Source organism: Clostridium sp. Marseille-QA1073, assembly GCF_054863625.1.
Map to the genome: position 1 here is coordinate 153,937 of NZ_JBSVQM010000008.1, position 12,702 is coordinate 166,638.

At 25.9% G+C, this 12,702-nt stretch carries 12 protein-coding genes; all 12 read left to right on the forward strand.

Features of this window, described 5'->3' with window-relative positions:
- Window positions 1-48: 48 nt before the first annotated feature.
- The 12 genes from ACY1IQ_RS09620 to ACY1IQ_RS09675 all read left to right on the forward strand — a co-directional run bounded on the left by ACY1IQ_RS09620 (window position 49) and on the right by ACY1IQ_RS09675 (window position 12,313).
- Window positions 49-510 carry a hypothetical protein gene (locus ACY1IQ_RS09620; protein ID WP_461613739.1) on the forward strand — a complete coding sequence of 154 codons (462 nt, stop codon included), beginning with the start codon at window positions 49-51 and terminating at the stop codon, window positions 508-510.
- A 209-nt stretch (window positions 511-719) separates the two neighbouring features.
- Window positions 720-917: a hypothetical protein gene (locus ACY1IQ_RS09625; RefSeq protein ID WP_461613740.1), complete on the forward strand. Its 198-nt coding sequence runs from the start codon at window positions 720-722 to the stop codon at window positions 915-917.
- Between the two features lie 165 nt (window positions 918-1,082).
- Complete coding sequence (locus ACY1IQ_RS09630; RefSeq protein WP_461613741.1) at window positions 1,083-1,274, forward strand: hypothetical protein; 192 nt, start codon at window positions 1,083-1,085, stop codon at window positions 1,272-1,274.
- Window positions 1,275-1,489: 215 nt separating this feature from the next.
- Window positions 1,490-1,666 carry a hypothetical protein gene (locus ACY1IQ_RS09635; protein ID WP_461613742.1) on the forward strand — a complete coding sequence of 59 codons (177 nt, stop codon included), beginning with the start codon at window positions 1,490-1,492 and terminating at the stop codon, window positions 1,664-1,666.
- 300 nt (window positions 1,667-1,966) lie between these two features.
- On the forward strand, window positions 1,967-2,917 hold the full coding sequence (locus ACY1IQ_RS09640; protein ID WP_461613743.1) for an AAA family ATPase: 951 nt from the start codon (window positions 1,967-1,969) through the stop codon (window positions 2,915-2,917).
- Window positions 2,910-4,073 carry a DUF58 domain-containing protein gene (locus ACY1IQ_RS09645; protein WP_461613744.1) on the forward strand — a complete coding sequence of 388 codons (1,164 nt, stop codon included), beginning with the start codon at window positions 2,910-2,912 and terminating at the stop codon, window positions 4,071-4,073. Before ACY1IQ_RS09640 ends, ACY1IQ_RS09645 begins: the two co-directional genes overlap by 8 nt.
- 24 nt (window positions 4,074-4,097) lie before the next feature.
- On the forward strand, window positions 4,098-4,397 hold the full coding sequence (locus tag ACY1IQ_RS09650) for a hypothetical protein (RefSeq protein ID WP_461613745.1): 300 nt from the start codon (window positions 4,098-4,100) through the stop codon (window positions 4,395-4,397).
- Window positions 4,398-4,665: 268 nt separating this feature from the next.
- On the forward strand, window positions 4,666-6,426 hold the full coding sequence (locus ACY1IQ_RS09655; RefSeq protein WP_461613746.1) for a transglutaminase-like domain-containing protein: 1,761 nt from the start codon (window positions 4,666-4,668) through the stop codon (window positions 6,424-6,426).
- A gap of 200 nt (window positions 6,427-6,626) precedes the next feature.
- Entirely contained in the window at window positions 6,627-7,460 is an 834-nt protein-coding gene (locus ACY1IQ_RS09660) for a Cof-type HAD-IIB family hydrolase (protein ID WP_461613747.1), read from the forward strand.
- A gap of 216 nt (window positions 7,461-7,676) precedes the next feature.
- Entirely contained in the window at window positions 7,677-8,297 is a 621-nt protein-coding gene (locus ACY1IQ_RS09665; protein WP_461613748.1) for a TetR/AcrR family transcriptional regulator, read from the forward strand.
- Between the two features lie 25 nt (window positions 8,298-8,322).
- The gene (locus tag ACY1IQ_RS09670) at window positions 8,323-10,419 is read left to right on the forward strand and encodes an efflux RND transporter permease subunit (protein ID WP_461613749.1); all 2,097 of its coding nucleotides are present in this window, start codon (window positions 8,323-8,325) and stop codon (window positions 10,417-10,419) included.
- Entirely contained in the window at window positions 10,400-12,313 is a 1,914-nt protein-coding gene (locus ACY1IQ_RS09675) for a hypothetical protein (protein ID WP_461613750.1), read from the forward strand. Before ACY1IQ_RS09670 ends, ACY1IQ_RS09675 begins: the two co-directional genes overlap by 20 nt.
- The last annotated feature ends 389 nt before the right edge of the window (window positions 12,314-12,702 follow it).

Sequence of the window (12,702 nt, forward strand, 5' to 3'; positions counted from 1 at the left end):
TATATTATAATTACATAGCGCAGAAGCCAAGAAAGAAGGGGGGCCTATATGATGAAAATAGTCATATTAATTGTGATAGCGTTAATTACTTTAATAGCAACAGTATTATATTTAAAGTTATCTATTAAAAGGAATAGAAATGAAGGTTTAATATTTAAAAGTGATATCATATATATTGGAGGATATGATGGAATAGATCAAGATAAAGATTGTAATTTTATAGTTTACTACAATAAACTATGTTTTAGTATAGATGAAAATATTGAAAAAGTTTATGACCTTATAGACATTAAGGAATGTAAAATAATAAAAAAAAGTGAATTAATAGAAGCTTTAGATAAAAAGCAAATAACTTTATTAAGTAAAATTGATTATGACAAATTAATAGAAAATAAATATATATTATTTAATATAGAAGAAAAAGAAGAAAAAAATACAATAATATTTACTGCTAGCTATCCTGAATTTATTGTTAGCACGATACATGGCATTATGGAAGAAGAAATTTAATATACAAATGGCAAATACTATATTTATATAGCAACATTATATAATAAGCTTAAATATACTCTAAAGAATAAAATATTTTGTAAATTTCTACAATTTTTTAGAAAAAATGCACATTTATATGTAAATTTAAGAACATTTTCTTTTTTTAAAAATATATTGATATTAGAATATGAAAAGAAAACTTATGTTTATAAAAGTTGGTGTTATAAATGTGGTGTTGTAATGAATTACTTTTATTGATTTTATTATTAATATTACTAGATGATGAAGATTGCTGTAGGCCAAAGTATAAGATTAAAGTAGATAATGGTGAATGTAAATCTTGTAATAAATGTAATAATGCTGAAAATGATTGTGGAAATATAATCATATATTCACATAAGGTTAATATCTTTAATAAAGTGTAAATATCTTTAAATACTTAATCTTCAATGGAGTAGGTAACCAATGTGAGTATTGATATGACTACATGTTAATTTAAGAATTAAAAAATAAATATTATCAATATATTACTAAGATTTACACACTGTATTGAAGTTGAATTTAAAAAATGTGTATAAGAGGTGCATAATATGAGTGATATAAACAAAGAAATACTAGGTGAAGAAGAATTATTAGAAGAGGAATTACTTGGAGAAAATATAGATAAAAGATTGGAATCAAATAATGAATCCTCACATAAGCACGAATGTAGTTCAAATTGTGGAGTAACAAAGATTTATAGTAAAACTGTTAATATTTGGATAAATGGTTGTGGAAAATAAAATAAAAAATTAACTAAAAATGCTCTAAATTTTTTAAAAAATTTAGAGCATTTTTAGTTAAAAAACATTAAAAGATCTCTCCAAATAAATTAGTAGGTATTTTAGTATATTTTTCTACATATGAAAAGTAACAAAGGATTGTAATACTTCATAATACATAATATATAAATAAACAATTATTATGTATTATGTTTATTTTATAAGGAGTGAAAAGCTTGGCAAAATATAATGATAATAGTATTTTGTTAAAAAGTATTAATATATATAAAATAGAAAAAATTGAAGTTTCAAAAGATTTAATGGAGCTTTATAGTATAAATATTAATGAGAGCAATAGAAAAGATTGTTATTATACTTTTCAAAGTGATTCGTTAGGAGAAGTTTTAAAATAAAATTAAGTAATTTTTAAGAAAAGTGAAAATTCACTTTTCTTTTTTTAGCAATTTGAAAGGATCAAGTAAGAAAATATTTATATGGGAACAAAAAAGAATAATTATATTAAAATATTTAAATTAAATTTAAGCTATTAATAAATAGTGTATATTATCCAAAAATAACTTAAATAACCATATGGTAAGTTTAATTTTTATAGTATAATTATGTAATAGCTTAAGTGCTCTGATCACAAAAATGAATAAGAATATGATATGATTTACATAAATCAGAATTTTTCGCTTATTGGGGGTATTATTATGAACAGAGAAATTCAACTAATTGAGAGTATAGTAAATAATATTGAAAAAGTAATTATAGGAAAGAAAAATGAAATTTATAATATAATGAAAGGTATTTTGGCTGATGGTCATATACTAATTGAAGATGTACCAGGAGTAGGGAAAACAACATTAGTAAAAGCGCTAACTAAAACTTTAAATTTAACTTATAGTAGGATTCAATTCACACCAGATTTATTACCGTCAGATATTATAGGAGTGTCTATATATAATCCTAAAAATCATGAATTTGAATTTAAAAAAGGACCTGTATTCGCTAACATTATATTAGGAGATGAAATAAATAGAACTTCACCTAAAACTCAATCAGCTTTATTAGAGGTTATGGAAGAAAAGCAGGTTTCAGAAGGAATAACAACTTATATTTTAGAAAAACCATTTATTGTTATGGCAACTCAAAATCCTATAGAATATGAAGGTACTTTCCCATTACCAGAAGCACAGCTTGATAGATTTATGATTAAAGTTAAAATGGGGTACCCCAATGAACTAGATGAAGCATCTATATTAGATATATATAGAAAAGAAAATCCACTGGAAACTCTAGAATCTATTATAACTCGAGAAGAAATTTTAATGCTTCAAGATAAGGTTAGGGAAGTTTATATAAACGAGGAATTAAATGAGTATATAGTAAGCATTGTAAATGCTACTAGACATAACAAAAGCTTGATTTTAGGGGCAAGTATAAGAGCATCATTAAGTCTGCAAAGAATTGCACAAGCTACTGCATTAATTAAAGGTAGAAATTACGTAATTCCTGAAGATATAAAGGAAAATGCTAAATTGGTTTTATGTCATAGAATTCTATTAAGTCCTAGCACAAGAGCTAGTAGGGTTGATGCTGAACAAATTGTTTCTGAGATATTAAGAACTATACCAGTACCAAAGGTGAAAAAATATGATTAAAGTTAATATTAAATTTATATTACTTATAATTATTTCTTTTATTTTTGCCAAAGTTTCAGGGGGAAATCTTCCTTATAGTGTTTTTTACGCCTTATTTATAATGCTTCTAATATCTATATTATATATATATTTATCATTACAATGCATTCAATGTAGAATAAAACATAATGAAGTAGAGTATAGTGTTGGTGATGAAGATGAATTTTCACTAATTGTTAGCAATAAAAGTTTTATTCCCGTACCATATGTGGAAACAATAAACAATACATTTTCTAATTTAATTAAAATATACAAGGGAGATGCATTTTTTCTTCAACTAAATAGTGATAAATGGATTAAAAAAACCATTACTTTTAATAAAAGAGGAATATATGATTTTGGAGTAACAACAATTAGGATAACGGATTTATTTAATATAATAACTTTTAATAAGAATATAAATCATAAGCTAGGAGTAAAGGTATATCCTAAAATTTATAATATAAAGTTTTTTCAACTTGGCGGTAGCGAAAAACTAGAAAACTTATTGAGTAATGATAGTAAAGTAGAAGATTTAACATTAATTAAAGATATAAGACAATATAGAATAGGAGATAGTCTTAAAAGAGTTCATTGGAAGATTAGTGCTAAACAAGGAGAATTATATGTAAAAAATTATGATTATATTTCAGGTACTCAATGTAATTTGTTTTTAAATATGAAGAAAATAGATTTTACCAATAAAGAGGAAGAATCGAAAGAGGAACTTATGATTGATTTCACTGCCTCTTTATTAAAAAAAATTGCAAACTTAGGGGTAAAATCAAAAATATATATAAATAATTTTGAGAATAAAAGATTTGAAGTGGAAAGCTCTATGGATTTTAGTGGGATTATGGAGTATTTTTTATTTCACGATAGTGATGGAGAAGGAGACTTTGTAGACTTTATAAATAGTAACTTAAATTCCTTAGGAGGAAAAAGTTTTTTAGGTATAATTACCTGCAATTTAACTTCTACATTGAAAGATGAACTTTTACATTTAAAAAGCGTAGGTTATAATGTTAATTTATTTTATTACAATAATTCTTTAGGAGTAATAGAAGATATTAAATTTCTTACAGGTACAGGAATTAACTGCTATAATTTTAAAGAAATTATAAAAAATAGCTTATAGCTAATTAAGAGATCAGGTGAGCTTATGAGTAGGATAAAGGAAGAATTAATAGCAATACTATTAGTATTTATTAATCTAGTAGTGACTATAAAAATATTAATAGAAAGTTTTAAAATAGTTGGATTTAATTATAAATTTATATTAATGTTATTTTTAATAGGTATAATTTTATATGAATTCTATTCCAAAGTATTAAATAAAGTTAAGTATAGAATAGTGTTTACCTTTATTTTGTTAGCATTTGGAGTAATTTATGGATATAAAAATAAAGAGTTAGTAATTAAATTTTTCAAAATGTTATTATTAAAAATGCGTTACAAATAAATAAACAGCTTTTAGAAAATAGTACAACTTATTTTTCTCAATATGTAGAGATATTTTTAATAATTCTACCTATTTTAATCGCATTATTAGTTTATATAACTTATAAAAAAATAAAAGTATAATATTATTAAATTTTATATTTGTAGTAAGTTTTTGGTATTTACGTTATAGCCAAATAATAATAAACAATCTTTATTATTATTTATTTGTAACTATAATAACTTTTATTGTAGCCAATTATTTAAAATTAGCAAAAAAATATAAAAATATGGAATTAAAAATTAGTTTAGATATAAAAAAGATAATTCCATACGCATTAATCATAACTTTTTTAATCATAAAGGTTATATCAGCATTGCCGCAACATTATAGTGGTATGGATTTAAGTAATTATGGAGAATTTTTAAATAATACCTTTGCAAAAACAAGTGACGATAGAGAAATTGCATTAAATGGCAAATTTACTATAAATTCTTCTGGTTATAGTAATAGCGAAAAAAAGTTAGGTGGGCCTATTACTTTAAATAAACAGGAGGTATTTAGAGTAAAATCTCCAAAACCATATTATCTAAAGGGGAGCGTAAAAGACTATTATACAGGAAGTTCTTGGAGTGCTATGGAGAGGAGACTTATTAAAAGAGATAAAGATTATGATTTTGAGAAATCATATTCACTAAAACGAAGCATAGGTGTAGGTGCATCTCTAGGAAATATTACAATTACTCCTACAAAAAAAATTAGTACTACAAGCTTTTTTACTCCTAATATGGGTGTTGGTATAAAAGGTGATTATGATGAAATTTATTGTGATGAAATTCCTACATTTTTATCAAAAACAAATGTAAATAAACCGTATAATGTTATTTATTATATATATAAGGAATCTTATGGTGATGTAACAGAAAATATAGAAAATATGATAAATGGTAAAGGATATATTGGAGATGCACACGAATTTAATTACTATAATCTTCCTACAAGAAATTTTACAATGGATGATAAATATTATACTAATGACAGATATTCTAATTTAGATTATATAATAGAAGAAATTATGGAAAAAGATTATTTAAAATATATGCAAATTCCAAGGAGTGTGCCTTCACAAGTTTATGATTTAACCCATGAGATAATTGGGCAAGATAATACGGTTATTGAAAAAGCAAGAAGTATTAGAAATTATCTAAGTGAAAATTATCCTTATACTTTAAAAGTTTCTAATGTACCTATGAATTCAGACTTTGTTAATCATTTTTTATTTGAAGAGAAGAAAGGATATTGTACTTATTTTGCTAGTGCAACCGCTATTATGTGTAGAATTGCCGGAATACCAGCGCGATATGTAGAAGGGTTTAAAACTCCTAATAATATTGATGAAAATGGTGAATATATTGTAACTAATGGTGAAGCACATGCTTGGTGTGAAGTATTAATAGATCCTAGTAGAGATATATGGGCAGTGGTAGATCCTTCTCCTACACCTACTGAAGTCGAAAATCAAAATACAGTAGAAGAAGATAATAAAGAGGAGCAATCCATAGGAAATGATAATAAAGAAAATGAATATAAAGGACCTAGCAAGAATAGAAGTAATATGAATGAAGAAGAGGAAAATTGGCAATCAGAATTAAGTCCTAAAAACAATAATATATTTAAATATTCATCTTTAATAGTTACAATATTATTGTATATATTAATTAGAGTAGGTAGCTTTTATAAAAGAAAGAATAAAATAATATATAATAAAAGTATAATACCACTTTATCAATATTACTTAAGAAGATTAGAATCTATAAGAATTATCAAGAATAAAGAAATAGGGGATTTAGAATTTGTAAACAGTATAAAAGACTCTAATTTAAAGGATAAGTTAAATAATCTAGTGAATCTTTCTTATGAAGAATTTTACGGTAACAAAACTGAAAATGCCTCAATAGAAAGATTAGAATACTTTAATTTTATAGAAGAGTATATTAAGAATAAAGATAATAGGATAAACTATATAATGAAGAAGTATTTTGGATTATAACAAGTAATAATATTGAGAATTTATTAAATATTTATAGGACCAAGTTTACCACTACAAATTTGCTAATATGGTAAACTTGGCCTTATTAAATAGAGTTATAATAATAGAAATACAAAGTTATGACAAAACGTCTAATTTAAAGATAAAATATAAATAGCATCTTATTACCCTAAGGTTATTTATAGCAAAGGAGAATAGAAATGAAATATAAGTTAATATGTACAGACATGGATGGAACTCTTTTAAATAGCGTAAAGGAAATAAGCAAAGAAAATCTCGATGCCATAAAAAAAGCTCATGATAAAGGTGTGAAAATTGCCATATGTACGGGAAGAATATTCACTTCTGCTAAATATTATGGAGACCTTATAGGTGTTAAAGCTCCTATAATAGCTTCTAATGGCGCATATATAAGAGAGAAAGATAAAGAGGAAGTTATATATAAATGTATATTGGAAAAAAAAGATTGCTTTGAACTATTAGAAATATTTAAAAAGCATGATTTAGTTCCTCACTTTTATACTGCAGATAGTATATATGCAGCAGAAACAAGTTATGCATTGAGATTTTATTCTAAATCAAATAAAACATTACCAAATGGTTTTCAAATAAAAATTAAAGAAGTAGAGGATTGGAATGAAATTTTTAGTGTAAATGAACTTGATATTTTAAAAGCTGTTGCTTTTGATGATGATATAGAAAAAATAAAAAGGGCAAAGCAAGAGATTAAATCTTTAGGAAAATATGAGGTAGTGAGTTCACTAGTTAATAATTTTGAAGTTATGAATAAAAATGTTTCTAAGGGTAGGGCAGTAGAAATGTTAGCTAGTTATTACAACTTATCTAAAGATGAGATAATAACAATTGGCGATAATGAAAATGATTTATCAATGATAGAATATGCAGGACTAGGAGTAGCTATGAAAAATGGTGAAGAAATAGTAAAGAATAAAGCTAAATACATAACTTCAACTAATGATGAAGATGGGGTTAAAGAAGTTATAGAGAAATTCATATTAAATGAAAATATTTAAATAATTCTAATAAAAATGTCATTGTTATTTTACAATGGCATTTTTATTTTTACAAATTAAAAGCTTTAATTTTGTTATACTAATTATAGTACAAATCGGTGTTTTAAATAAAAAATGACCAGAGGTCAAAAAACTATTGATTTTCTTCTAAAATAGTAATAAAATATATCTAGAGCAAAAAATGACCTAGAGTCATTTTTACTTCGAAGGAGTGAAGTGAGGTTGGAAACAAAGGGCAAAGAGCCGATGAAAAAGTCAGAAGCTAATAAACTTGAGAAAAAGAAAAATCTAATGGATGTAGCTTATGAACTTTTTACAACAAAGGGTATAAATGATACTTATATTAGTGAGATAACTAAGAAAGCTGGAGTAGCAAAAGGAACTTTTTATCTTTATTTTAATGATAAATATCATTTAAAACATTTAATTATATTAAATAAAAGTAGTTTAGTGCTAAAAGAAGCAATAGAAGCTTCAAATAAAAAATGTTTTGATGATTTATCTGATGAAGTAATATTTTTTATAGATTATATAATCAATTATTTAAAGGGAGATAAAAAACTTCTAAAGCTAATATATAAAAATCTAACCTGGGGGCTTTATAAAAAAGCTTTACTTAATGAAAATGAGTACCAAGAAATGAATGATATATATTTTCACTTTGTAAAAAAGCTAAAGCAAAAACAAAATATAACAATGGATGCAGAAAAATTGTTATTCTTAATTATTGAATTAACTGGTGGAGTTTGCTATAGTTCAATAATTTTAGAAGAACCTGCACCTATTGAATCAATGAAACCAATACTATTTGAATCAATAAAAAAATTACTTAATTAAAATATTTAGAGGGTGGGGAGTTAAAATGAAGAAAATCAGTAGAGCAATTGCTAAAAATAGGATATTAATTTTAATACTATCAGTGCTACTTATATTTCCATCTTTATATGGTTTTATAAGTACAAGAGTCAATTATGATTTGCTTACTTATTTACCAGAAGAATTGGATACAATGAAAGCACAGAAAATATTAAATGAAAAATTTGATAGTGGATCAATGTCCATGTTAATTATTGAAAATATGGAAGCTAAAGATATAGTTGATTTAAAAGAAAAAGTTAGCAAAGTTGAAGGTGTTCAAAAGGTATTATGGGTTAATGATATTTTAGATACATCAGTACCAAAGGAAATTTTACCTGAAAGCTTTAGTAAAGTATTTTATAGTGATGATTCAACTATGCTAATTATAAAATTTGAGGATGGTTCTTCATCAGAATCTACTCAAAATGGTATTGGTGAAATAAGAAAAATTGCTAATAATAAATGTTTTTTAAGTGGTATGGCAGGAATAGTAAAAGATACAAAAGAGTTAGCAGATAAGGAAACACCGTTTTTTGTACTAATTGCAACCGTATTATCTGCAACAGTTTTAGCTTTGACAATGAATTCTTATATTATTCCAATCATATTTTTAACAAGTATAGGTTTTGCAGTATTATATAACTTTGGAACAAATATATTCTTTGGAGAAATATCTTATGTAACTAAAGCTTTAGCAGCAGTTTTACAACTAGGGGTTACCATGGACTACTCAATATTCTTATTACACAGGTATGATGAAGAAAGAGGATATACAGAAGATAGAGTGGAAGCAATGTCGGAAGCTATATCTAATACTATGGGAGCAGTAGCAGGAAGCTCATTAACTACAATTGCTGGATTCCTAGCATTATGTGTTATGAAATTAGGATTAGGTAGAGATATAGGTTTTGTTATGGCTAAAGGGGTATTTATTGGACTAATATGTACAGTTACATTACTTCCAGCATTAATACTAACTTTTGATAATGCTATCCATAAATTTAATCACAAAACAATATTACCTGAATTTGAAAAAACTGCATCATTAGTTACAGAAAAATATAAATTATTTTTAGTAATATTTATAATTGCATTTATACCTGCTATATATGGGAAGGTGAATACTAAGGTTTATTATAATCTTGATGAGTCACTACCAAAGGATTTACCTTCAATTGTGGCTACTAATAAACTAAAAAATGATTATAATATGACTACAACAAATATGATAATTGTTAAAGATACAGTTTCTAATAATGATATTAACAAGATGGTAAAAGAAATTGAGAATATAGACGGTATAGAAGCTGTTTTAGCTCCTGAAAAATTTATTGGACCAACTTTACCAGAGAACTTTTTACCAGATACAATAAAAGATAATTTTCAAAAGGAAGGTTATAAACAAATAATTGTTAACTCTTCTTATAAAGCAGCTACAGAAGAAGCAAATAAGCAAATAGAAGAGATGAATAAAATAGTTAAATCTTATGATAGTGAAGGTGTAGTAGGGGGAGAAGCTCCACTTACAAAAGATTTAATTGAAATATCAGATACTGATTTTAAGAGGGTTAGTACAGCATCAAATTTAGCTATATTCGTTATAATAATGGGAGTATTTATGTCATTATCACTTCCAATATTATTAGTTCTATCTATAGAACTTGCTATATTAATTAACTTAGGTATTTCTTATTATTTAGGGACAACCATACCTTTCGTTGCATCTATAGTAATAGGCACTATACAATTAGGGGCAACAGTTGATTATGCAATACTTCTAACTTCAAGATTTAGAGAAGAGATGAGAAATGGACTGGACAAATATTCTGCTATGACTATTGCAGTTCAGAGCTCAGCTAAATCAATTGTAACAAGTGCTTTAAGTTTCTTTGCTGCAACTGCAGGTGTTGGAATCATTTCGAAGCTTGAAATGATTAGCTCCTTATGTACATTAATGGCTAGAGGGGCAATTATAAGTATGTTAATAATATTATTTATACTTCCATCAATACTTTTAGTTTGTGAAAAAGTCATTGAAAAGACTAGTAAAAATTTTAAAGGTGAAAGTGGGGCAAAAGAAGATGAAAAAATGTATGTCTAAAAGAGTATTAGCTTTAGTAATGGTAGGAACATTATTAAGTGGAAATATGGTTTATGGAACAGAATTAGTTAAAAAGGATGAAACAGTGTATGTTACTTTAGATTTCCAAGGAAATGTAAAAGAGAGAATAGTAAGTGATTGGTTAAGTTCTGATAATAAAAATTCTGAGATAAAAGATAAAAGTGAGTTAGCAAACATTAAAAATTTAAAAGGTAGTGAAGAACCAGAGATATCAAACAAAAATGTTACATGGAAAATGGAAGGAAAAGATATATTTTATCAAGGTACAACTAATAAAAAACTTCCACTAGAAATTAAAATTTCTTATGAACTAGATGGTAAGTCAATTAAACCAGAAGAGTTAATAGGAAAGTCTGGTGAACTAAAAATAAAAGTTGATTATAAAAACAATGAAAAACATAAAGTAACTGTAAAAGGAAAAAATAAAGTAATATATACACCGCTTACAGTAGCTACATTAACAACATTACCTGTAGAAAATTTTACTAATGTAAAAGTGAATGGTGGTAAAGTGATAAATGACGGTAATAACCAAATAATAACTTTTATTAATATGCCAGGGTTAAAAGAAAGCTTATCTTTAAAGGATGGAGTTTTAAATATACCAGAAAACTTAGAAATTACAGCTAAGGTTGAAGATTTTTCTATGTCACCTATGATGATTACTGCTACACCAGAGTTGTTAATAGAAGATATAGAAGGCATAAAATCAGTAGATGAATTAATTGAAAGCATAGACAAACTTCAAGATGCTAGCAGTAAACTTGTTGAAGGCACAGAAACTTTCTCAAAGAAACAAGTTGAATTTAGTAATGGCTTTAAAACTTATTATGAAGGTGTAAGTAGATTTGCATCTGGTGCGGGAGAAGCAATTGATGGAATAGGTAAAGCAGCTGACAATCTAGGCAAGCTATCTGAGGGGACTTCTAAGCTGTCATTAGGATTGGAGGAATTTGGTTCTAAAGTAAATGAATTTACTAATGGTATTGAGAAAATAACTTCAAGCACTGATGCACTTATAGATGGTCAAAACCAAGTAAAAGGTGGAATAGAACAAAGTTTGCAAGGTGCAACTACATTGAAAGAAAAGAAAAATTTAGAACTTCAAGGATTAGATGAATTAAATGGTAGTATCGAACAATTGGAAAAAGTGGCAAAAGCTTTATCTCAAGTTCCAGGAAATGAGGCAATGGTTGGCCAATTAAATATGATAATCCAAGGACAAAAACAAGGCATAGCTTCTCTTAAAAATGGTGGAAATGAATTTTTAGGAGGACTTGAAAAACTAGAAGGAGGATTATCACAAACTAAGGCAGGATCAGAAAAAGTTCTTGCAGGAATGTCTCAATTAAAAGAAGGTGGCACAGCACTTAAAAATGGAGGAAGCCAGATTTCACAAGGAGCTAAAGCTTTAGCTGCTGGTGCTGATGAAGTATCAAGTGGTGCAACAGCATTAAAAGAAGGAACTTCTAAATTAAGTGATGCTAAAACTTCTTTAAATGATGGACAAAAGCAATTAATTGATGGTGGAAAAACACTTCAAGATGGATCAGAAAAATTAGCTTTAGGTGCTGATGAATTATTTAATAATATGAGTAAATTCCATAATGAAGGAATTGAAAAAATGAAAAATGAAGTTAATAATAAGATGGGCGATTTAAGTGAAATAATTGAAGTAAAGGATGAAATAGTTAAGCTTTCAAAAGATTATGGAACATTTACTGGACTAGGAGAAAATATGGAGGGTAAGGTTAAATTTGTAATGAAAACTCCTGAGCTTAAAAAATCAGAATCAAAGGAAAAAGTAGAAGAAAAAGTAGAAGAGAAAAAAGGTTTTAAAAATTGGATAAAAGAAATCTTCAATAAAGAATAAAAACTCGCCTCATAAGAAATACTTATACAGTATTCTTATCATATATAATATTAATATTATAAATTTAAAAGAAGAAATCCTAATGCAAATTAGGATTTCTTCTTTTCATAGCTTATAATTTTAAATGTGTGTAATATATATGTAATGTATAAATGAAATTTAGGTACTATAAATAAAAGAAATTTTAAAGTATAATATTTTGTATATCTATATGAAGATAAATTTAATTTAATAGAATTAGTAATTGGGAACAGTGCTCTTTCCCATCATTGAGGATTATTTTATAATTAATAAAAAAATTATGATTTCAAGTGATTGTATTAAAGTATACTAACTTTACGAATTTAGCTAATTAGAGTATGATAGTGATTAATGACATAATATGGAGG

Bases quoted from the DNA above. Each gene is read 5' to 3' on its own strand.
- ACY1IQ_RS09675 (WP_461613750.1), top strand. From the start codon at position 10,400: ATGAAAAAATGTATGTCTAAAAGAGTATTAGCTTTAGTAATGGTAGGA.
- ACY1IQ_RS09655 (WP_461613746.1), top strand. From the start codon at position 4,666: ATGGAATTAAAAATTAGTTTAGATATAAAAAAGATAATTCCATACGCA.
- ACY1IQ_RS09650 (WP_461613745.1), top strand. From the start codon at position 4,098: ATGAGTAGGATAAAGGAAGAATTAATAGCAATACTATTAGTATTTATT.
- ACY1IQ_RS09630 (WP_461613741.1), top strand. From the start codon at position 1,083: ATGAGTGATATAAACAAAGAAATACTAGGTGAAGAAGAATTATTAGAA.
- ACY1IQ_RS09660 (WP_461613747.1), top strand. From the start codon at position 6,627: ATGAAATATAAGTTAATATGTACAGACATGGATGGAACTCTTTTAAAT.
- ACY1IQ_RS09625 (WP_461613740.1), top strand. From the start codon at position 720: ATGTGGTGTTGTAATGAATTACTTTTATTGATTTTATTATTAATATTA.
- ACY1IQ_RS09645 (WP_461613744.1), top strand. From the start codon at position 2,910: ATGATTAAAGTTAATATTAAATTTATATTACTTATAATTATTTCTTTT.
- ACY1IQ_RS09620 (WP_461613739.1), top strand. From the start codon at position 49: ATGATGAAAATAGTCATATTAATTGTGATAGCGTTAATTACTTTAATA.
- ACY1IQ_RS09640 (WP_461613743.1), top strand. From the start codon at position 1,967: ATGAACAGAGAAATTCAACTAATTGAGAGTATAGTAAATAATATTGAA.
- ACY1IQ_RS09670 (WP_461613749.1), top strand. From the start codon at position 8,323: ATGAAGAAAATCAGTAGAGCAATTGCTAAAAATAGGATATTAATTTTA.